This is a genomic window from Aliivibrio wodanis (assembly GCF_052920805.1).
On sequence record NZ_JBREXA010000002.1, the window covers coordinates 1,767,190 to 1,788,578 of the forward strand.

General features: G+C 40.1%; 17 protein-coding genes, 2 tRNA genes and 3 pseudogenes. 3 read left to right on the forward strand and 19 right to left on the reverse strand.

What is annotated here, in order from left to right; translation table 11 throughout:
* Positions 1-2: 2 nt before the first annotated feature.
* The 8 genes and pseudogenes from ACU5DF_RS16115 to ubiT form a co-directional block, all read right to left on the reverse strand.
* A complete protein-coding gene (locus ACU5DF_RS16115; RefSeq protein WP_446713550.1) occupies positions 3-1,259 on the reverse strand; it encodes a NupC/NupG family nucleoside CNT transporter in 1,257 nt (418 codons plus the stop codon).
* Between the two features lie 198 nt (positions 1,260-1,457).
* Positions 1,458-2,234: a TatD family hydrolase gene (locus ACU5DF_RS16120; RefSeq protein WP_446713551.1), complete on the reverse strand. Its 777-nt coding sequence runs from the start codon at positions 2,232-2,234 to the stop codon at positions 1,458-1,460.
* Positions 2,234-2,347, reverse strand: a complete 114-nt coding sequence (locus tag ACU5DF_RS23910; protein WP_099047699.1) for a DUF5363 family protein — start codon at positions 2,345-2,347, stop codon at positions 2,234-2,236. The genes ACU5DF_RS16120 and ACU5DF_RS23910 overlap by 1 nt, the downstream gene beginning before the upstream one ends.
* Positions 2,348-2,453: 106 nt before the next feature.
* A complete protein-coding gene (gene prfC, locus ACU5DF_RS16125; protein WP_446713552.1) occupies positions 2,454-4,034 on the reverse strand; it encodes a peptide chain release factor 3 in 1,581 nt (526 codons plus the stop codon).
* Positions 4,035-4,119: 85 nt separating this feature from the next.
* The gene (gene rimI, locus ACU5DF_RS16130) at positions 4,120-4,566 is read right to left on the reverse strand and encodes a ribosomal protein S18-alanine N-acetyltransferase (protein ID WP_045101284.1); all 447 of its coding nucleotides are present in this window, start codon (positions 4,564-4,566) and stop codon (positions 4,120-4,122) included.
* Complete coding sequence (locus ACU5DF_RS16135) at positions 4,556-4,957, reverse strand: DNA polymerase III subunit psi (protein ID WP_045101283.1); 402 nt, start codon at positions 4,955-4,957, stop codon at positions 4,556-4,558. Before ACU5DF_RS16135 ends, rimI begins: the two co-directional genes overlap by 11 nt.
* 162 nt (positions 4,958-5,119) lie before the next feature.
* A pseudogene (locus ACU5DF_RS16140) lies at positions 5,120-5,624 on the reverse strand (GNAT family N-acetyltransferase).
* Positions 5,614-6,132, reverse strand: coding sequence for a ubiquinone anaerobic biosynthesis accessory factor UbiT (gene ubiT, locus ACU5DF_RS16145; RefSeq protein WP_446713553.1), 519 nt, complete (start codon positions 6,130-6,132; stop codon positions 5,614-5,616). The pseudogene ACU5DF_RS16140 and the gene ubiT overlap by 11 nt, the downstream one beginning before the upstream one ends.
* A 217-nt stretch (positions 6,133-6,349) precedes the next feature.
* On the opposite strand from ubiT, the gene ACU5DF_RS16150 reads away from it, so the two are divergent.
* The 3 genes and pseudogenes from ACU5DF_RS16150 (at position 6,350) to ACU5DF_RS16160 (ending at position 10,485) form a co-directional block, all read left to right on the forward strand.
* The gene (locus ACU5DF_RS16150) at positions 6,350-8,377 is read left to right on the forward strand and encodes a sensor domain-containing protein (RefSeq protein WP_446713554.1); all 2,028 of its coding nucleotides are present in this window, start codon (positions 6,350-6,352) and stop codon (positions 8,375-8,377) included.
* A 217-nt stretch (positions 8,378-8,594) separates the two neighbouring features.
* Positions 8,595-9,597 (forward strand): annotated as a pseudogene (gene ubiU / locus ACU5DF_RS16155) (ubiquinone anaerobic biosynthesis protein UbiU).
* Between the two features lie 9 nt (positions 9,598-9,606).
* The gene (locus ACU5DF_RS16160; protein WP_446713555.1) at positions 9,607-10,485 is read left to right on the forward strand and encodes a U32 family peptidase; all 879 of its coding nucleotides are present in this window, start codon (positions 9,607-9,609) and stop codon (positions 10,483-10,485) included.
* A 73-nt stretch (positions 10,486-10,558) separates the two neighbouring features.
* Here the strand turns inward: ACU5DF_RS16160 and nlpI are convergent, their stop codons facing one another.
* From nlpI to secG, 11 genes and pseudogenes are all read right to left on the reverse strand, one after another.
* The gene (nlpI, locus tag ACU5DF_RS16165; protein WP_446713556.1) at positions 10,559-11,473 is read right to left on the reverse strand and encodes a lipoprotein NlpI; all 915 of its coding nucleotides are present in this window, start codon (positions 11,471-11,473) and stop codon (positions 10,559-10,561) included.
* A gap of 133 nt (positions 11,474-11,606) precedes the next feature.
* Positions 11,607-13,736: a polyribonucleotide nucleotidyltransferase gene (gene pnp, locus ACU5DF_RS16170; protein ID WP_446713557.1), complete on the reverse strand. Its 2,130-nt coding sequence runs from the start codon at positions 13,734-13,736 to the stop codon at positions 11,607-11,609.
* Positions 13,737-14,065: 329 nt separating this feature from the next.
* Positions 14,066-14,335 carry a 30S ribosomal protein S15 gene (gene rpsO, locus ACU5DF_RS16175; protein ID WP_045101275.1) on the reverse strand — a complete coding sequence of 90 codons (270 nt, stop codon included), beginning with the start codon at positions 14,333-14,335 and terminating at the stop codon, positions 14,066-14,068.
* 162 nt (positions 14,336-14,497) lie between these two features.
* Positions 14,498-15,454, reverse strand: a complete 957-nt coding sequence (gene truB, locus ACU5DF_RS16180; protein WP_045101274.1) for a tRNA pseudouridine(55) synthase TruB — start codon at positions 15,452-15,454, stop codon at positions 14,498-14,500.
* Positions 15,454-15,861, reverse strand: coding sequence for a 30S ribosome-binding factor RbfA (rbfA, locus tag ACU5DF_RS16185; RefSeq protein ID WP_045101273.1), 408 nt, complete (start codon positions 15,859-15,861; stop codon positions 15,454-15,456). The genes truB and rbfA overlap by 1 nt, the downstream gene beginning before the upstream one ends.
* A 112-nt stretch (positions 15,862-15,973) precedes the next feature.
* Positions 15,974-18,649, reverse strand: a complete 2,676-nt coding sequence (gene infB / locus ACU5DF_RS16190) for a translation initiation factor IF-2 (protein WP_446713558.1) — start codon at positions 18,647-18,649, stop codon at positions 15,974-15,976.
* A 23-nt stretch (positions 18,650-18,672) separates the two neighbouring features.
* Positions 18,673-20,161, reverse strand: a pseudogene (gene nusA / locus ACU5DF_RS16195) (transcription termination factor NusA).
* A gap of 17 nt (positions 20,162-20,178) precedes the next feature.
* On the reverse strand, positions 20,179-20,634 hold the full coding sequence (rimP, locus tag ACU5DF_RS16200; protein ID WP_045101270.1) for a ribosome maturation factor RimP: 456 nt from the start codon (positions 20,632-20,634) through the stop codon (positions 20,179-20,181).
* A gap of 166 nt (positions 20,635-20,800) precedes the next feature.
* Positions 20,801-20,877, reverse strand: a tRNA-Met gene (locus tag ACU5DF_RS16205).
* 69 nt (positions 20,878-20,946) lie between these two features.
* Positions 20,947-21,031, reverse strand: a tRNA-Leu gene (locus ACU5DF_RS16210).
* A 9-nt stretch (positions 21,032-21,040) separates the two neighbouring features.
* Positions 21,041-21,370 (reverse strand): preprotein translocase subunit SecG, encoded by a 330-nt coding sequence (secG, locus tag ACU5DF_RS16215; RefSeq protein WP_045101269.1) that lies wholly within the window; start codon positions 21,368-21,370, stop codon positions 21,041-21,043.
* Positions 21,371-21,389: the final 19 nt, after the last annotated feature.

Here is a 21,389-nt window from a genome sequence, read left to right on the forward strand (position 1 = left end):
AATTACATAGATAAGAATAGACCTGCAATTGTTGCAGACATTAGGTTAGACAGTGTACCAGCAGCAACGGCTTTCATACCCATCTTAGCGATGTCATGACGACGTTCTGGTGCAAGGCTACCAAGACCACCAAGAAGAATTGCTACAGAAGATAAGTTAGCAAAACCACATAGTGCGAATGAAATGATTGCTTTCGTTTTATCAGAAAGAACAACTTCAGCGCCTTCAGCTAGGTATGGTGCAAAGTTTAAGTAAGCAACGAATTCGTTAACTACTAATTTTTGACCTAAGAAAGAACCTGCGATTGTTGCCTCTTCCCACGGTACACCGATAAGGAATGCAAGTGGAGCAAATACGTAACCAAGAATAAGCTCTAACGTAATTTCTGGCATACCGAACCAACCACCAATACCACCTAAGATACCGTTGATTAGAGCGATTAGACCGATGAAAGCAAGAAGCATTGCACCTACGTTTAACGCAAGTTGCATACCAGTTGCCGCACCAGCAGCAGCTGCATCGATAACGTTAGCTGGTTTATCGTCGCCAGTGTTCTCAAGTGCATCAAGTTGATCGATTGGAGTTTCTGTTTCTGGTTTGATAATTTTAGCAAACAGAAGACCACCAGGTGCAGCCATGAATGATGCTGCAATTAGGTATTCTAGAGGCACGCCCATAGAAGCATAACCAGCAAGTACACCACCAGCCACAGAAGCTAGACCACCACACATTACTGCAAATAGCTCAGATTGAGTCATTTTTGGCACAAACGGACGCACAACTAGAGGTGCTTCAGTTTGACCAACAAAAATGTTTGCTGTTGCAGACAGTGATTCCGCACGAGATGTGCCAAGTCCTTTTTGTAGCGCGCCACCTAGGAAGTTAATAACTACTTGCATGATGCCTAAGTAGTAAAGAACTGCTGTTAGTGAAGCGAAGAATACGATTACAGGAAGTACACGTAGTGCGAATACGAAACCGCCGCCACCAAATACTTCAAACATTTTACCTGATACTAGGCCACCGAATAAGAATTCGATACCTTGGTTACCATAGTTGATTACATTCGCAACGGCTTCAGATGCACCGTAAAGTACATCACGACCCACAGGTACATAAAGTACAAATGCGCCAAGGAAGAATTGGATAGCAAATGCACCACCCACAGTACGTAAATTAATTGCTTTGCGGTTGTCAGAAAGAAGTACAGCTATACCTAGCAGTACTACGATCCCAACCAAACTCATTAGCAGGCTCATAGTTAAAGTTTTCCCTAAATTATTTGTTGGCGTGTTTCAAATTAGCGGAGGCGATTATACTCATTGAACCACCAAGAAAGTAATGCTGTTGTCACATATTCGTCGTCCATACATCATGTATTCACTCATAATTGTGAGCTTTATCACTAGTTGAATTCTAAATATTCATCAATTGCACCTAAAGTAATGACTATTAACTCAAATTGAAAACAAAGAGGTGGTATTTTTATAAACAATATTCGCAATCGTTTGCTTAGGTTCTTTTCTAATCACAGATAAATATTCGAACAAATTTACGACATTATCTGGCGTATTTACCTCTCCTTGAAATCCATTTAATGGCATGTCAGGCGAGTCTGTTTCTAATAAAATTTTCTCAAGAGGGATCTTAGATATCGCATTTTTTGTCTTAATTGCTCTCTCATAACTGATCACACCACCAACACCAATGTAAAAACCTAAACGAATAAATTGCTCTGCTTGCTGAAGGCTGCCACTAAAACCATGGATAACACCGCCTTTCTCTGGCTTTATTTCTCGCAATATTTTTAATACATGATCATGACTTTTTCGACTGTGGATAATTAAGGGAAGCTGGTAGTTTTTGGCTAAAAAGCATTGCTCTCGAAATACATCAATTTGAACATCTCGATTGCTTTCTTTATCCCAAAAATCCAAGCCGCACTCACCAATGGCGACACACTTACCTCTATGCTCGCTAACAAGTTGCTTTAAAGAAGTCACTTCAGCTTGATGATCACTTGAAATAAAAAGAGGGTGAATGCCTAAAGCATAATAAATCGATTCATGTTGCTCCGATAAGGAGACAACGTTAGCCCAATTGAATTGATTAACACTAGGAACAATAAATTTGCTGACACCTTTCGCTTGGGCTTTCTGAAGATAATGGGCCTCATTTCCAGAAAAAGGAGAAAAATCCAAGTGACAATGAGAGTCAATAAATTCAAATGACATTATTCACCTTCTTTCTTATATGGAACACAACTGCGTTTATTTTCAGGCGTTAATCCAAGAGATGTGCACCATGCATCATATTTTTTAATCCATTGTTTAATTATTTTCCACATAAGTAACCTTCTAAATTCAAAAAACTAAAAACATCGACTAACTAAACTATAGATACAAAAACGGAGCCCGCTAAGACTCCGTTTCATTTATTTGATAAACACTCTATTAGTGTTCACGAGTTGCTCTGAATTGAACATCAGGGAAACGTTCTGATGCCAAATTCAAATTAACCATTGTTGGCGCAATATACGTTAAGTTATTACCACCATCTAAAGCGAGGTTAGTTTGGTTTTTACGTTGGAAGTCATCTAACATCTTACCGTCAGAGCACTCAACCCAACGTGCTGTTGCTACACTAATGCCTTCGTAAATAGCTTCAACGTTATATTCAGATTTCAAACGAGAAACAACCACGTCAAATTGAAGCACACCTACCGCACCAACAATAAGATCGTTGTTTTGTAGCGGACGGAATACTTGTACCGCGCCTTCTTCAGAAAGCTGAACAAGACCTTTAAGCAATTGTTTTTGCTTTAGTGGATCTTTTAGTCGGATACGACGGAATAATTCAGGAGCAAAGTTTGGAATACCTGAGAACTTCAAGTTTTCACCTTGCGTGAAGGTATCACCAATTTGAATCGTACCGTGGTTATGCAAACCAATGATATCACCCGCATAAGCCGTTTCAGCACGAGCACGATCACCCGCCATAAAGGTTACTGCATCAGAAATACTAACGCTCTTACCTGTACGGACGTGATTCATTTTCATGCTTTGAGTATAAGTACCTGACACGATACGCATGAAAGCAATACGGTCACGGTGTTTAGGATCCATATTTGCTTGGATCTTAAATACAAAGCCTGAGAACTTCTCTTCTGTTGCTTCTACTGGACGCTCAATCGCTTCACGCGTTTGTGGTGCAGGAGCCCATTCAGTCAAACCTTCAAGCATATGATCAACACCGAAGTTACCTAGTGCCGTACCAAAGTAGACTGGTGTTAGCTCTCCTTTAAGGAATAGCTCTAAATCAAACTCATGCGCTGCACCAATAACCAGTTCAAGCTCTTCTCGAACACTGCTCGCAAGTTCGTTACCGATTGCAAGCTCTAGTTCTGGGTTATCAAGACCTTTGATCGTACGAACTTCTTGGATCTCATGGCCATGGCCAGATTGATACAAGATCGTTTCATCACGATGAATATGGTAAACACCTTTAAATTCTTTACCACAACCGATAGGCCATGAAATAGGAGCACAAGCCATACCTAGCTCGCTTTCTACTTCATCAAGCACTTCCATTGGGTCTCGTACTTCACGGTCCATTTTGTTCATAAACGTAACGATTGGCGTATCACGTAAACGCGTTACTTCCATCAATTTACGCGTACGATCTTCGACACCTTTCGCTGCATCGATAACCATCAAGCAAGAATCTACCGCTGTTAATGTACGGTAGGTATCTTCCGAGAAATCTTCGTGTCCAGGAGTATCAAGAAGGTTAACAAGGCAACCATTAAATGGAAATTGCATTACTGACGTAGTTACCGAGATACCACGTTCTTTTTCCATTTCCATCCAGTCTGATTTTGCGTGCTGGTTTGAACCACGACCTTTTACCGTACCCGCTTTTTGGATAGCGTTTCCGAATAATAATACTTTTTCAGTAATGGTTGTTTTACCCGCATCCGGGTGAGAAATGATGGCAAACGTTCTGCGTTTACCCACTTCTTGTAAAAAAGACATAAGCGTTGATAATCCTGTAAGATTTCAGAAAGGATGTAATTAGGCGAGATTATACTCAAAGACGTTGATTATCTAAAGCGCCGAATTAAAAGAATATATAACTCATGATAATCGCGTCTTCTTTACCATTAGTCGTTGGGTAGTAATCGTGGCGTCGAGTCACTTCATTAAACCCTTCAGATTCATATAAAGAAATCGCTTTAACATTACTTTCACGTACTTCAAGCCAAGCTGACTCAGCACTTTGCTCCATACACATATCAATAAAAAACTCAGTCAATTTACGACCAAATCCTTTCCGTTGATATGCAGGATCAATAGCCACATTAAGCAAAGTCACTTCACCTACTACGTTTTGAGCGTAGAAGTAACCCACAACTTGATCATTATCTAGCATCACTCGATGTTGTGCACAGCGACTATTTAGGTCACGGATCATCGACTCTGCCCAAGGGTGAGAATGTGCGGCTCTCTCTATTCGCCAAATATCATCAAGATGTGTATCTGAAATAGGTTGAATATTAATGGTCATAAGAACAAATCTGTCGCCATAAATCACGTCGTGATTGAGTATTTGTATGCATTTCAGAAAGAAGCGGGGAGCTTAATGCTCTAACCCCTTCCAATTCAGTAGGTGCTACACCAGAAAACCAACACCATGTTAAATGATGCTCGCCTAAATACTCTAACGACTCAGAAGGAAGAAATAGCGCCTGCTCTGGAATCAACTTCATACTCGCAAGCACTTTTCCAAATAGAAAAGCATCACGATCTGTTGGAATGGCAGGAGCAATAAATAATAACTGACAAGTTTTAGGCACAGAGAGCGTATTTGCTTCTAATGTTGGAAAATATTGTGTTTGACGTACTTGCCAAACTGAAATATCCATTTCATTTAAAAACTGTAACGCTTGCTGTGGCATATTGATTCACCTGTCAATTTAAGGTAACGGATATTATCAATATTATAGAGTTGATGCTACTTGATGTGCTTTAAATATGCATATAGATAAATAAAATAAAGCCGTAATAATAAATGCTTATTAATGGTAATAAGCATTAATCTAATACATATGATTCAAAAATTACAACGAGTCAAACTCAAAGCAATACTCAATCAAGCCGTGTTTTCCTTCAAGAAACTCTGATGCACAAGCTTTTATCATAAACGCACTTTCAGTTTCTTCCCACTTGCACTTCATACCGTATTTATTCGCTGGCTCAAAACCAAAACGATGATAATAAGCAGGATCACCTAATACCACAGACACTGGATAAACCAAGCTCTGCGAGAGTTTCTAATCCTTCAGTCACCAAAGATTGAGCAATACCTTGCTTTTCAAATTCCTTTTTTACGCATAAAGGAGCTAATCCCTGCCAATGAAGATCTTCACCATTTAAGGTAACAGGACTAAAAAGACAATGACCGACTACTTCACCTTCATCTGTACAGGCAACTAAAGAAAGTGTTAAATGACTATTTTCACGTAAAGACATCACTAATCGAGCTTCTGCTTCCGTTTCAAATGTCTCTCGAACCAATCTATCAATGGTTAAAATATCCGCTGGAGCTTCAGTTCTAATAAGCATTTATCGTCTCTTTTACTTCCGGCTTTTGCAAGCCTTGTTGGACAAAGTTGGCCAACGACATTAATGCTTGGTTTAAAGGTTTTGGTAATGAATCAAGATCAACACTATCCATTAAGTTTTTTACTTCAAGACCAAGCTCTGTATCACCTTCAATTTTAAGGCGACGTTGAAAAAACAGAGTATCAGGATCTTCTTTACGGCCCGCAATTAAAATCAAATCATTAAGCGGTCCACTAAAGCTAACATCTTCGACTTCTGCTTTGTTCGAGACTATCAGTTTTTCATTTTGATAACTGATAAACCAGTGCAATTCGAGATCAATAATTGAAACTTTTAGCCACTTGTCTTCCAAAAACTCAAAATCTCCCTCATCAAGTGCTTCATGAAACACTTGTTTTAGCCCTTCTAATAGCACTTTCTGTTGTACTGATACAGGAACTAATTTAGTAGGTACTTTTAGAATTGATGCCGCATTTTCTACGAGTTTTGAACGAAATTGATTAATCACTCTTAAATTTCCATTACATTTGGCCGATAAGATAGATAAGTATAAATTGATTGAGTGATATCTAACCTGTTTCTTATCAAAAAAAAGACTTATTTTGATTTAGGGTAGAAAATAGGGATTAATTCAATGTATATTTTATTGTTCGACTTATAAATACTGATAGTTATTATTAATTCTGGAAGTTATTTGTCTTCTTTTACTAAAAAGCGGTAACACTATGTCACTTTCTCAAATACAACATTGGCTTCCTTTGCTTACAGACAACAGTCCATTTCTGTTTGCTATTTTGGACACAGAACATAACTACGTTAGCGTCAATAATCGCTACTGTGAAATCAGTGGGTTAACTCGTGAAGAGCTTTTTGGTCGTTGTGATTCTGATATTTTAGGTGCCCATTTTTACTCTTCATTAAAAGAGTATTATTGCCGAGCATTAAATGGAGAAAAGATTGAAGCGGAGATTACTTTAGATGATCATCGCTTTGAAACTAGTCTACATTTTAGTTTATTTCCGATAGAACAAGATGATAAAACCTTCATCGTCTTCCATGCTGTAGACACTTCGGAACGACAACAATTGCTAAATTCTTTAAAAGAAAGTGAGACTAAGTATCAAAAATTAACAGAATTACTGACTGATGCTGTCATTTTAATTGAAGGCGATACCATTGTTTCTGCCAATAGTGCATCAGCCAAGATACTTGGGTTTAATAAATCAACAGAATTTGTCGGTGAAAATATTGAGCAACTACTAGTGTCAACTAATGATACAGATTCTCTATCCGAGGTCATTACAGCACTCACATCAGATCAAGAAATCATAGTACAAACAACCGTCAATTGCGCAATAAAAAAAGAAGTATCTCTCACCGTTGAAAAAACTCACGTGCTAGGTAGCCCTGCTCATTTAATTATCTTAAAAGAATATAAAAAACAAGAAGAGAGCACTCAAGTTTCAACTTTTTCTCAAGTTGATCTACTAACCGGTATTTATAATCGACACGGCTTTACCCATGTTATTGAAAAAATGATTAAAGAAGATATTCCTTTTTTCATGCTCTATTTAGATATCGATAATTTCAAAAATATTAATGACTCTTTAGGCCACCATATCGGTGATCGGGTTCTAAAAGAGATCTCAACTCGTTTGCAAAAGCTACTACCAAAACATGCTATTGTCGGACATTTAGGGGGGGATGAGTTTGGTATTCTTTTCCCTAAACCAGAGCATAACCAAATCCTTGATCAACTAGCTGAAAAAATCATTAAACTAATAAACCAGCCTTTTGATTTAGTTCACTTTTCAAAACGTCTTGCTTGCTCTATCGGTAGTGTTCAATACCCAACGGATGGCACAGATGCTCGCAGCTTACTGCAAAATGCAGATACAGCGATGTATGAAGCAAAAGATCGTGGTCGAAATCGTTTGATAAAATTCCATGACCAAATGAATAAAGAAGCGAGAATGCGCCTCTGGCTTGAAATTGAACTTCAAAAAGCCCTGCAAAATAATGGCTTAGAAGTTTGGTATCAGCCAAAAGTTAGTGCTCGTGACTTCAGAATTAATGGCGCAGAAGCTTTAGTCCGTTGGAAGCATCCTGTTGAAGGTTATATCAGTCCTGCCCGTTTCATTCCTGTTGCTGAGCGCTCAGGGTTAATTGAAACGCTAGGAAAAGTAGTCATGCGTGAAGTTTTTCAAACAGTTAAAGAATGGAAAAGCCAAGGGATTTTACCTGGTCGAATTGCCATCAACTTATCTCCAGAGCAGTTTGGTAACCCTCTACTCCTTGAATATATGGAGAGATTACTAAAAACGACTCAAGTAGACCCAAACGATATCACTCTCGAGTTAACCGAAAGCGCAGTAATGAGCGATGGAGAGCATGCGATTCAAATGCTTGATGCAATCAAAAAACTTGGTTTTACTTTATCAATTGATGACTTTGGTACAGGTTACTCTTCCTTAGCTTACCTTGCACGCTTCCCACTTGATGAATTAAAAATTGACCGTGGGTTTATTAATGAGATTGATACATTGCCAAAACAGATCACGATTATTGAAAATGTGATTAATTTAGGAAAAAACCTTGATATGGATATTGTGGCAGAAGGAGTAGAAACACGACAACAAGCAATGCTTTTATCTAGCTTAAATTGTGATTCCATTCAAGGATTTCATTTCCACAAACCCCAACCAAAACATGAGATTGAAGCGTTATTAGTACAAAGTAAACGCTCTAGATAGTAATAAAAATTGATACTTAATACCTAGGAGGTACCCACCACTTTCTAGGTATTACAGTCTATTAGCGACTAATAAAGAATAAATATCTATATTTAATCTTATTTCATTCCAAGTCTTTACTTAGATAACAAAACAACTAAAAACCTGCCTTATATCAAGTTTACAAATCATCTTATCATTATCATAGAGCATCAGATTTTTGTAACTAGGTATTCTTATGGAACTCCTCTGCCCAGCTGGTAATTTACCTGCTCTAAAAACCGCGATTGATTGCGGTGCCGATGCCGTTTATATCGGTTTTAAAGACGATACAAATGCTCGCCATTTTGCAGGCTTGAACTTTACAGGTAAAAAGCTTGAGAAGGCCGTGCAATATGTTCATGATAATAGTAAGCATATTCATGTTGCATTAAATACTTTTGCTCATCCTGATGGGTTCAATCGTTGGACAAAAGCGGTGGATAATGCCGCAGCGATGGGGATTGATGCATTAATCATTTCTGACATTGGCGTTCTAGAATACGCTGCGAATACTTACCCAGAGCTAGAGTTACATTTATCTGTTCAAGCCTCTGCTACTAACGTTGCTGCTATTGATTTCTATAAAAAGAACTTCAATATTAAACGCGTTGTATTACCTCGTGTATTATCTATTCATCAAGTTAAGCAACTATCACGCAATTTAACTTCTAATGTTGATCTTGAAGTTTTCGCTTTTGGTAGTTTATGCATTATGTCTGAAGGCCGCTGCTATTTATCTTCTTACATGACAGGCGAATCACCAAATACCGTCGGAGCTTGTTCTCCTGCTAAATACGTCCGCTGGCAAGAAACAGAAAATGGTCTAGAATCTCGTTTGAATGATATTCTTATTGATCGTTACGGTGAAGGAGAGAATGCTGGTTACCCTACTCTATGCAAAGGTCGCTTTGAGGGTTCAAGGTAAAACTTTTCATGCACTAGAAGAGCCGACCAGTTTAAATACTCTGTCCCTGGTTCCTGAACTATTTGCTGCTAATGTTGCTTCTGTAAAAATTGAAGGCCGTCAACGTAGCCCAGCTTATGTCGAACAAGTAACTCGAACTTGGCGAGCAGCCATTGATCGCTATAAAGCAGATCCTGACAGTTACTCTGTTGAACCGAAATGGGATGCAACTCTCGCAAATGTATCAGAAGGGACTCAAACAACCCTTGGTGCTTATCATAAGAAGTGGCAATAGGAGAACATTATGAAATATGCATTAGGTCCACTTTTGTATTTTTGGTCTAAAGAAAATATTGAATCGTTTTATCAAAAAGCGATCAATAGCGAAACTGATATTATTTACTTAGGTGAAAGTGTTTGTTCGAAACGCCGAGAAATGAGACCTAAAGATTGGTTCTCTATTGCAAAAGAGATCTCTGACTCAGGCAAACAGGTTGTTCTATCTACTATGGCACTACTAGAGGCACCGAGTGAAGTCAATGTAATGAAAAAATACATAGATAACGGTGACTTCATTATTGAAGCTAACGATGTATCAGCTATTCAACTTGCCTCTGAAAGTAAAATCCCTTTTGTTGTTGGTCCTGCCATTAATTGCTATAACGCTCAGACACTCAATCTGTTTTTAAAGCAAGGCATGACTCGTTGGTGCATGCCTGTAGAGCTTTCTCGTGAATGGCTACAAAACGTATTAATGCAATGCGATGATTTAGGAATTAAAGGGAAGTTTGAAACCGAAGTATTTAGTTATGGCTATCTTCCTTTAGCTTATTCTGCACGTTGCTTTACCGCAAGAGCTGAAAATAAGCCTAAAGATGAATGTGAAACCTGCTGCATTAAGTACCCAAATGGCATCACGGTAAATAGCCAAGAAGGGCAAGAAGTGTTTACGCTAAATGGCATTCAAACCCAATCAGGTTATTGCTATAACTTAATTAATGATCTACCAAGCATGAATGAACTTGTTGACGTTGTTCGTTTAAGCCCATTAAGTGTTGAAACCTTTAGTGAAGTATCAAAGTTTAAAGCTAATGAGACTGGTACTGAAAAATTTGCGTTGAAGGATGCCCGTCACTGTAACGGCTATTGGCATAATATTGCAGGCCTTGATATTAAAATATAACCTAACAAAAAAGCCCTTACTTCTGCGATTAAGGGCTTTTATTTAGATTGTTCAATTATGTTAAGGACTGAGCTTATTCAGACTTTAAAGCTGCTTGCTCTTTTATCTTCTGTTCTTGCTGCTCACGTAAAGCTTTATAGATATTACCTAACTCAACAAACGCATAACGATGTTCGACAAACTCATACACATTACCTGCCATCGCTAGTTTATATAAAGCAATAGCATCTGAATAATCACCTTCATATTGATAACGTTTTGCTAAATAAAAATACCCTTCCGTCAGTTTCTCCGCAAGAGCAAGGTTAGTTCGAGTTCCACTTATAATTTCTTTTAAAAATACATCATCTGGTGTTTCTTTCAGGATCACCCCTGCAAGCTCCCAACCAAAATCTTCACCAACTCTTTGCAGATATTGCGTTCTAAATTGTTCTGTTGCCTTAATCGGATCTATTTCAAGACCAATCCAGTAAAGCCAAACTGCACGATATGGATCCATTGGGGCATCATTATAGTGTTTTAGTGCGATCTCATACGCCTGATCATAACGCTGACCGTAATAGAGCGCGATAGCTAAATTACGCTCTGCAAATTGATTTGTTGGGTCAAGCTCTAATGCAGAGTCGAGCGCCTCATAAGCTCCATCAAAGTCGGTATTTTGAGTATAATAAACACCCAAAATATTAAAAACATTACTTTGATCTGGCTTTAAATTTAGTGACTGAGTAAAATCTACACGAGCAAGATCTCGCAATCCTAAACTATCGTTTATTAAGCCACGCTCATAAAACATCTTTGAGCGGGTTATGTCATCAATATCAGAACGTAATAAAAGCTGATCCAAGCGTGAAAGTTGAATCTCTTGCTGAATACTGGCTTGTAAAGGAACAGCCATTGGTGGATAAATCCAACTAGAAGAATTCTCCGTAGACGCACACCCTGATAATACTAATACTGCGCCCATACACGCAACTTGAATCCAATTCACTCATTCTCTCCTAATGATAAACCTAATCTTTTAACTATAACGATACCTTTTTTAGAGTATCAATTAAAAGAAAAGGGAGCATTTCTGCTCCCTTTATAACACGCTTTAAATCAAAAGACTGTAATCAATCAGATTATTCTGCGTCTTTAACTTCAGCAGCAGCTACTGGGTTTAGCTCAGCATTTGCTTCTTTAATACTTAGACGGATACGACCTTGACGGTCTATTTCTAGTACTTTAGTTTGAACTTCTTGACCAACTTGTAGGTGATCTGCCACTTTCTCAATACGCTCTTCTGCAATTTGAGAAATGTGAACTAGACCTTCTTTAGGACCAAGAACCGTTACGAATGCACCGAAATCAACGATACGCATAACTTTACCTGGGTAGATTTTACCCACTTCAACTTCAGCAGTAATTTCTTCGATACGACGGATAGCTTCTTTAGCAGCAGTTCCTTCAGTCGCAGCGATTTTGATTGTGCCATCGTCTTCGATTTCGATAGTTGTACCTGTTTCTTCACAAAGAGCACGAATAACTGCGCCGCCTTTACCGATAACATCTTTGATCTTATCAGAGCTGATTTTCATTGTGTGGATACGTGGAGCATATTGTGAGATATCTTCACGAGCGCCAGAGATTGCTTCATCCATAACAGTAAGGATGTGCTTACGCGCACCTTGTGCTTGGTTTAGAGCGATCTGCATGATCTCTTTAGTGATACCTTCAATTTTGATGTCCATTTGAAGTGCAGTAATACCTTCGTTAGTACCCGCTACTTTAAAGTCCATGTCACCTAGGTGATCTTCGTCGCCAAGGATGTCAGAAAGAACAACGAAATCGTCGCCTTCTTTAACAAGACCCATTGCGATACCAGCAACAGATGCTTTAATTGGAACACCAGCATCCATAAGCGCTAGAGATGTACCACATACAGAAGCCATTGAAGATGAACCGTTAGATTCAGTGATTTCCGATACAACACGTACTGTGTATGGGAATTCTTCAACAGAAGGCATAACTGCTGCGATACCGCGTTTAGCTAGTTTACCGTGACCGATTTCACGACGCTTAGGAGAACCAACAAAGCCAGTTTCACCTACACAATATGGAGGGAAGTTGTAATGTAGAAGGAAGTGATCTTTCTTCTCACCCATTAGGCTGTCGATGATTTGTGCATCACGTTGTGTACCAAGCGTTGCAGTAACAAGTGCTTGAGTTTCACCACGAGTGAATAGAGAAGAACCGTGTGTACGTGGAAGTACACCAGTACGTACGTCTAGCGCACGAACCATGTCTTTTTCACGGCCATCAATACGTGGGTGACCAGCAATAATGCGGCTACGTACAACGTTTTTCTCTAGAGAACCAAGCATGCCGCGGATTTCGCGCTCGTCTAGTTCTTCATTTTGAGCTAGAAGTGCTTCAACAGCTTCAGTTTTGATAGCACCTACTTGCTCGTAACGTGCCATTTTCTCAGTGATTTGGTACGCTTCAGAAAGACGAGTTTCTGCAAGTTCAGCAACTTGAGCTTTAAGCTCAGCGTTAACTACAGGTGCTTCCCAGTTCCAAGACGGAGTTGCAACTTCAGCAGCAAATTCGTTGATAGCTTTGATTACTACTTGTTGTTGATCGTGACCAAATACAACAGCAGAAAGCATTTCTTCTTCAGATAGGTTATCAGCTTCTGATTCAACCATTAATACTGCGCCTTCTGTACCAGACACAACTAGGTCTAGTTTAGAATTTTCAAGCTCAGTGTTTGATGGGTTCAGAACTAACTCACCGTTGATGTGGCCAACACGTGCAGCACCGATAGGACCGTTGAATGGTACACCAGCGATAGAAAGTGCAGCAGAAGTTGCGATCATAGTGATCATGTCTGGGTTTACGTCAGGGTTGATAGAAACAACCGTAGCGATAACTTGAACTTCGTTTTTAAACGCACTTGGGAAAAGCGGACGAATTGGACGGTCGATTAGACGAGCCGTTAGTGTTTCGCCTTCAGAAGGACGACCTTCACGTTTGAAGAAACCACCAGGAATTTTACCAGCAGCGTAAGTACGCTCTTGGTAGTTTACTGTTAGTGGGAAGAAATCTTGGCCTGGTACTGCGTCTTTTTTAGCTACAACAGAAACGAATACTGAAGTATCGTCCATGCTTGCCATAACAGCAGCAGTTGCTTGACGAGCCATTACGCCCGTTTCTAGAGTTACGGTGTGGTTACCGTACTGGAATGATTTTACGACTGGATTCGCGAACATTATTTTTCCTTTATTCCTAATTATCTAACTATTTCTAGCTAAAATTAAGAAAATTTAAGTGATAATTCACCTATTACCAATCGCGACTAGTACAAACTTACTTAGCTAAAGATAACTTGTAATAGTCGCGACCTAGTGGCCGACTTCGGTGACTGTAATAGCTGAATGAAATTATAAAGTTAAAAACGCACACTGCGATTTCAACCGCCATAGTATACCCCAATCAGGGCAATATGCGAGGTTCAGAAATGAAAAAGGGGAATTGCAGACACAAAAAAAGGAGCGATAAACGCTCCTTTTTGTCAAACTGTCTTTACAGACATCGCAAATTAGCGACGTAGGCCTAGACGTTTGATTAGATCTTGGTAACGAGTACTGTTTTTACCTTTAAGGTAATCAAGAAGCTTACGACGGCTTGAAACCATACGTAATAGACCACGACGGCTGTGGTGATCGTGCTTGTGATTAGCAAAGTGACCTTGAAGGTGGTTGATAGAAGCAGTAAGTAGTGCTACTTGTACTTCTGGTGAACCTGTATCGCCTTCAGATTGTGCGTATTCTGCAACGATTGCTGCTTTAGTTTCTGCATTCAGAGACATAAATCTCTCCTGAGTAAGAGTGTTTAATATTTGCAGCAGCCAATCTCTGATTCAGCCACTACGTGAAGGGCGAATTATACGGATGAACAATAATAAAGCAATAAAAAAAAGAGTAAAACCGCAAGGCTTTACTCTTTCTCAATCAGGACACTTCAAAAGTGTTTATTTATCTTCTTCGACTTCATCTCTGAAAACAACTAAACGCTTCGGTGCAACACGACCGTCATTATCAATATGTCCAATACCAATAAATAAACGTTCTTCACCTGAAGTCATTCGCACGATACCCTCTTGAGGAGCACCAAACACTTGAACTGGTTGTCCATGTAAAACATGGTCAGCCAATTCTGGGATCATGTTTACTTCTGGTAAATCTTGAACTGCAGAATCCATAGGCATTAGTAACGGATCAAGTAGCTCACGAGGTGCAATTTCTTCACGATGTGCTTGTTCCAATAAAGCTTCAAGATACTCAATTGTTACCATATTCTCATATGGGTAATTTGATACACCAGTACGACGTAAATACGTAACGTGAGCACCACAGCCTAACATTTCACCAAGGTCATCCGTAATTGTACGAATGTAAGTGCCTTTAGAGCAATGCACTTCCATCTCAACTTCATGGCCTTCAAAACGAATTAATTCAATTGAATAAACCGTGATTTTACGAGATTTACGAGGAACTTCAATGCCTTCTCGTGCGTATTCATACAAAGGGCGACCTTCATGTTTTAACGCAGAAAACATTGATGGGATTTGATCTGTTGTGCCACGAAATTTAGCAATGCAACGCTCAAGCTGACCACGGTCAACCTTCACTTCGCGTGTTTGAACAACTTCACCATCAGAATCTGATGTATTAGTACGTTCACCAAGCTTCGCAACCACACGATAGCGTTTATCAGAATCTAATAAAAACTGAGAGAACTTCGTCGCTTCACCAAAACAAAGAGGTAGCATACCTGTCGCAAGAGGATCAAGCGCACCAGTATGGCCTGCTTTCTCTGCAAAGTAGATGCGTTTTACTTTTTGCAATGTATCGTTCGACGTAATTCCTGCCGGTTTATCAATTAAGATAACACCATCAATAGGACGACCCTTACGACGACGAGCCATTACTCTTCTCCTTCGTCAGATTCAGTGCGACCTGATTCTGCCATTTTACGCTTATCGCTATTCATCACATCGGTTACTAAATTAGACATACGCATACCTTCGACAAGAGTATTGTCGTAAGTAAAACGAACTTCTGGAGTTAGACGGTGGCGAATACGCTTACCAAGCATCATTCGAACAGGTACTTCATGCTCTTTCAATGCAGCTAGGCATGTTTCAGGTGTTTGATCACCAACACAGAAGAAAGTAACGAATACTTTTGCATAAGCAAGGTCACGAGATACTTCAACATCTGAAATAGTAACCATTCCGATACGAGAATCACGAACTTCACGCTGTAGGATTACCGCTAATTCTTTTTGTAATTGTTGCGACACACGTTGTGCGCGGCTAAATTCTTTTGACATATCATTTCTCACTTAGAAAGATGGGGGGCGTGGTAATAACCAGCCCCCCATGGTGTATTTAACAACCGATTACCCTATTACTTCATTGAATAATAGGCGTAATTATAGTCAATTAATCAAGAGTACGTTGAATTTCAACAATTTCAAATACTTCGATTTGGTCACCAACGCGAACATCATTGTAGTTCTTAACGCCGATACCACATTCGTAGCCATTCTTAACTTCTGGCATGTCATCTTTAAAGCGACGTAGTGACTCTAGTTCACCTTCGTAAATTACGATATTGTCACGTAAAACACGAATTGGGTTGTTACGCTTAATAGTACCTTCAGTAACCATACAACCAGCAACAGCACCTAGTTTCGGTGATTTAAATACTTCACGTACTTGTGCAAGACCAATGATTTCTTGACGGAACTCAGGAGCAAGCATGCCACCCATAGCTTGTTTAACTTCGTCAATCAATTGGTAAATAATTGAGTAGTAACGAAGGTCTAGGTTTTCATTTTCAATCATACGGCGAGCAGTTGCATCAGCACGTACGTTGAAGCCTAGAAGGATTGCATTAGACGCTGCTGCAAGTGATGCATCAGTTTCTGTAATACCACCAACACCAGAACCTATGATGTTCACTTTCACTTCGTCAGTAGACAGTTTAAGTAGTGAATCAGCAATCGCTTCTACAGAACCTTGAACGTCCGCTTTAAGTACAACGTTACATTCAGCAACTTCACCAGCTTCCATGTTTGCAAACATGTTTTCTAGTTTCGATTTCTGTTGACGTGCTAGTTTGATATCACGGAATTTACCTTGACGGTAGTTCGCTACTTCACGAGCTTTACGCTCATCACGAACAACTGTTGCTTCGTCACCTGATGCTGGAACACCAGAAAGACCAAGGATTTCTACCGGAATAGAAGGACCCGCAGTTTCAATGTCTTTACCGTTTTCATCGCGCATAGCACGAACACGGCCATACTCTTGACCACAAAGTACGATATCGCCTTTGTTAAGAGTACCTGATTGAACAAGAACAGTAGCAACTGGGCCACGGCCTTTATCTAGACGAGATTCAACAACAACACCTGACGCCATACCTTCTTTAACAGCTGTTAATTCAAGTACTTCAGATTGAAGAAGAATAGATTCTAGAAGACCATCAATGTTAGTACCTTGCTTCGCAGAGATATGTACAAAGATGTTCTCACCGCCCCACTCCTCTGGAATAACGTCATATTGAGCAAGCTCATTTTTAACGTTATCAGGGTTAGCGCCTTCTTTATCGATCTTGTTTACTGCAACAATCAGAGGTACACCAGCCGCTTTTGCGTGTTGGATAGCTTCGATTGTTTGTGGCATAACACCATCATCTGCAGCAACTACAAGAACAACGATATCTGTCGCTTGAGCACCACGAGCACGCATAGCTGTAAACGCGGCGTGTCCTGGAGTATCAAGGAAAGTGATCATTCCGTTGTCAGTTTCAACGTGGTATGCACCGATGTGTTGTGTAATACCACCAGCTTCTGCGTCAGCAACATGTGCACGACGAATATAATCTAGTGTAGAAGTTTTACCGTGGTCAACGTGACCCATGATAGTAACTACAGGAGCACGGCCTTCAACCGCTGCACTGTTATCACGATCAGACAGTACCGCTTCTTCTAATTCGTTTTCTTTACGAAGAACCACTTTGTGACCCATTTCTTCAGCAACTAGAGCCGCTGTTTCTTGGTCAATAACTTGGTTGATAGTCGCCATAGCGCCCATCTTCATCATAACTTTAATAACTTCAGTTGCTTTAACTGACATTTTATTTGCCAGTTCAGAAACAACAATAGTTTCGCCAATCGCAACATCTTGCTTAGCAACCGTTGCTGACTTATCAAAACCATGCTGCATTGAACTTGGCTTATTAACTTGAGGTTTCTTGTTACGACCGCCACGTTGATTACGACCACCGCGAGATGTTTCTGCAGGTTTTGCTTTCTTTTTACGACGACGAGGCTGTTGCTCATCCTTGCGGTCAGCTGCATCTTCTGCTTCACGAGCATGAGATGAAGTTGTAATGTGGTAATCGGCAGTTTTTTCAGCTGCTGATTTCTTCTGCTCTTCTTCTTTCCAACGGCTTTCATTTTCTTCAGCCAATTTACGAGCATCTTCAACTAGTTTTGCAGCTTCTGCTTCTGCTTTACGAGTTGCTTCTTGTTCCTGACGTAGTTTAAGTTCGTCAGCTTCTTGTTTTACTTGATTATTTTTAGTAGTCATTTCTTTTTTAGCCTTTTCAGTCTTAGCACGCTTCGCTTTCTCTTCAGCTTCACGCTTCGCCTTAACCTCTGCTTCAGCATCGCGTTTAGCTTTCTCTTCCGCTTCACGTTGTGCTTTCTGTTCAACTTCGCGAACTGCAGCATCCTCTGCATCACGTTTTTCTTGCTCTTCAGCTTCTATTTTCAGCTGCTCAGTCTTTTTCTCTTCTTCAAGCGTGCTTGCTTTTACATAAGTACGTTTTTTACGCACTTCAACTTGCACATCTTTACTTTTTCCGCCAGTACTCGCAACACTTAATGTACTACGAGTCTTACGTTGAAGAGTTAGACGGGTTGGCGATGCGCTTTCATCAGCGCTACCATGCTCTTTCTTTAGGTGAACAAGCAATGATTGCTTTTCACCTTCAGAAACAGAATCTCCATCTTCTTTATTAATACCGGCATCTGAAAATTGCTGAAGTAAGCGGTCAACTGGAGTTCCAATTTCGTCACTAAGTGCTTTTACTGTAAGCTTTGTCATACCGCCTCTCCTTGCTGAAATAATTATGCTTCGTCGCTGAACCAACAAATATTACGCGCAGCCATGATTAATTCACCAGCACGCTCTTCTGTAAGGTCTTCAATATCAGATAGCTCATCAACACCTTGGTCTGCAAGATCTTCAAGAGTAACAACACCTTTAGCTGCAAGTTTAAATGCTAATTCGCGTTCTAAACCTTCAAGAGCAAGTAAGTCTTCTGCTGGTTCAATACCATCAAGAGATTCTTCTTGTGCTAGTGCAAGTGTTGTTAATGCTTCTTTCGCGCGAGTACGAAGAAGATCAACGCTCTCTTCGTCTAAAGCTTCTACTTCTAATAGTTCGTTTACAGGAACGTAAGCGATCTCTTCAAGCGTAGTAAAACCTTCTTCAACTAATAGTTGAGCAAAATCTTCATCGATATCTAAGTGTTTAACAAATGCATCAATAGAACCTTGCGCTTCTTCTTGGTGCTTTTTGTTAAGATCGGCAACTGTCATTACGTTCAGCTCCCAACCTGTTAGTTGAGATGCCAGACGTACGTTTTGACCACTACGGCCAATCGCTTGTGCTAGGTTATCAGCTTCAACAGCAATATCCATAGTATTGTTGTCTTCATCAACAATAATAGAAGCTACTTCAGCAGGAGCCATTGCATTGATAACGAACTGCGCTGGGTTATCATCCCAAAGCACGATATCGATACGCTCGCCGCCAAGATCATTTGATACAGCTTGAACACGTGCGCCACGCATACCAACACACGCACCAACTGGATCAATACGTTTGTCGTTAGTTTTCACTGCTATTTTAGCACGAGAACCAGGATCACGAGCAGCTGCTTTTAATTCAATTAGCTCTTCGCCAATTTCTGGCACTTCTACACGGAACAGTTCCGTTAACATTACGCCTTTTGAGCGAGTCATGAACAACTGGAAGCCACGAGCTTCTGGTTTAACTGCATATAACAGACCACGAACACGGTCACCTGGACGGAAGTTTTCACGTGGAAGTTGGTCTTCACGTAAAATTACCGCTTCAGCGTTACTACCAAGGTCAACGATAATTGCATCACGATTTACTTTTTTAACGATACCAGTGATTAACTCACCTTCGTTATCAATAAACTGTTCAACAATCATTGCACGCTCAGCTTCACGTACTGTTTTGTACGATAACTTGCTTTGCTGTTTGTGTAGTAATACGGTCAAACGTTACTGACTCGATATCATCCTCGATAAAACCACCGATTTCGATAGTTTCATCTTCAAACTGTGCTGCTTCAATAGAAATTTCAAGCGTTGGATGTTCTACTGTTTCTACAGCTTCCCAACGACGGAATGTTTCAAAGTTACCTGTTTTGCGATCAATCGCAACACGCACTTCAATTTCTAGTTCAGATTTTTTCTTTGTTGCCGTTGCCAGCGCAATTTCTAATGCTTCAAAAATTCGCTCACGAGGAACAGCCTTTTCATTTGATACTGCTTCTACAACAGCTAAGATTTCTTTGTTCATTTTAGCCTCTATAAGCCTTAAAATTTAGGAACTAAGTTCGCCTTTGAAATGTTGCTTAACGCAAATTCTTCATTGTTACCATCAACTGTAACCGTAACAATTTCACCGTTAACTTCAAGGATATCCCCTTTCCATTTACGACGGTTATTCATCGGCATCTTTAATACAAGGCTGACCTCGTGACCAACAAATTGTTGATAATGTGCTGCTTTAAACAGTGGACGTTCAAGACCTGGAGACGAAACCTCTAGGTTATATGCAACTGTAATTGGATCTTCTACATCCATTACTGCACTGATTTGACGACTGGCTTCCGCACAGTCCTCCACAAAGATGCCATTTTCATGATCGATAAATACACGTAGCGTTGAATGCTCACCCGCACGAATAAACTCTAAACCGACCAATTCATAACCTAAAGCACCAACAGGAGCCTCAAGCATTTCTGTTAGTTGTCTCTCTAATCCTGTCATTGATATCCCCTGAAAACAAAAAAAGGGCACTAAAAGGCCCAATTCTTTAAAAACAGTCTGTTTCAGATAGCAAAAAACCCCGATAATTGCGGGGTTTAGTACTGCTGGACCCTGAATGCCACTTGCGTAGCTTATCTAATAATAGCAATTACTCTTATTAGATAATTGGTTGCGGGAGCCGGATTTGAACCGACGACCTTCGGGTTATGAGCCCGACGAGCTACCAAACTGCTCCATCCCGCGTCCGAAAAGAACAAAGAAAGTATAGTTTCTTTGCCCTTTTATTACAAGAACTAGGTTCTTGTCTGAATATGGTGCCGAGAGAGGGACTTGAACCCTCACACCCTAAGGCACTAGCACCTCATGCTAGCGTGTCTACCAATTTCACCATCTCGGCTAAAGTTGTTTAAAGAGGAACGTCGCTGTCTTCAGTAGCAGGAACATCACTCATTTCACCAGTTACTTGCTCTGCTGCTTGATCAAGTTGAAGATCAAAGCCTTCAGATTTATGCGTAGACATATTGCCTAGCGCTAAACTGATAATAAAAAATACTGTTGCACAAAGTGCAGTCATTCGGGTCAAAAAGTTTCCAGAGCCACCAGAGCCAAATACTGTATTTGATGCTCCAGCCCCAAATGAAGCTCCCATATCTGCGCCTTTACCGTGTTGTACCAATACTAGGCCAATTACACCGACTGCGGCAATCAGATAAATCACAAGTAGAATAGTATGCATTCCGTCACCCATGTATCTA

What these genes read in the sequence shown, in the direction of transcription:
- ACU5DF_RS16135 (WP_045101283.1), bottom strand. Translation starts at nt 4,957, where the DNA reads ATGCCACAGCAAGCGTTACAGTTTTTAAATGAAATGGATATTTCAGTT.
- ACU5DF_RS16115 (WP_446713550.1), bottom strand. Translation starts at nt 1,259, where the DNA reads ATGAGCCTGCTAATGAGTTTGGTTGGGATCGTAGTACTGCTAGGTATA.
- secG (WP_045101269.1), bottom strand. Translation starts at nt 21,370, where the DNA reads ATGCATACTATTCTACTTGTGATTTATCTGATTGCCGCAGTCGGTGTA.
- rimI (WP_045101284.1), bottom strand. Translation starts at nt 4,566, where the DNA reads ATGACCATTAATATTCAACCTATTTCAGATACACATCTTGATGATATT.
- ACU5DF_RS16160 (WP_446713555.1), top strand. Translation starts at nt 9,607, where the DNA reads ATGAAATATGCATTAGGTCCACTTTTGTATTTTTGGTCTAAAGAAAAT.
- rimP (WP_045101270.1), bottom strand. Translation starts at nt 20,634, where the DNA reads ATGACAGGATTAGAGAGACAACTAACAGAAATGCTTGAGGCTCCTGTT.
- truB (WP_045101274.1), bottom strand. Translation starts at nt 15,454, where the DNA reads ATGGCTCGTCGTCGTAAGGGTCGTCCTATTGATGGTGTTATCTTAATT.
- prfC (WP_446713552.1), bottom strand. Translation starts at nt 4,034, where the DNA reads ATGTCTTTTTTACAAGAAGTGGGTAAACGCAGAACGTTTGCCATCATT.
- infB (WP_446713558.1), bottom strand. Translation starts at nt 18,649, where the DNA reads ATGACAAAGCTTACAGTAAAAGCACTTAGTGACGAAATTGGAACTCCA.
- pnp (WP_446713557.1), bottom strand. Translation starts at nt 13,736, where the DNA reads ATGTTCGCGAATCCAGTCGTAAAATCATTCCAGTACGGTAACCACACC.
- ACU5DF_RS16120 (WP_446713551.1), bottom strand. Translation starts at nt 2,234, where the DNA reads ATGTCATTTGAATTTATTGACTCTCATTGTCACTTGGATTTTTCTCCT.
- ACU5DF_RS23910 (WP_099047699.1), bottom strand. Translation starts at nt 2,347, where the DNA reads ATGTGGAAAATAATTAAACAATGGATTAAAAAATATGATGCATGGTGC.
- rbfA (WP_045101273.1), bottom strand. Translation starts at nt 15,861, where the DNA reads ATGTCAAAAGAATTTAGCCGCGCACAACGTGTGTCGCAACAATTACAA.
- ACU5DF_RS16150 (WP_446713554.1), top strand. Translation starts at nt 6,350, where the DNA reads ATGTCACTTTCTCAAATACAACATTGGCTTCCTTTGCTTACAGACAAC.
- rpsO (WP_045101275.1), bottom strand. Translation starts at nt 14,335, where the DNA reads ATGTCTCTGAATGCAGAAACTAAAGCAGCAATCGTTGCAGAATACGCA.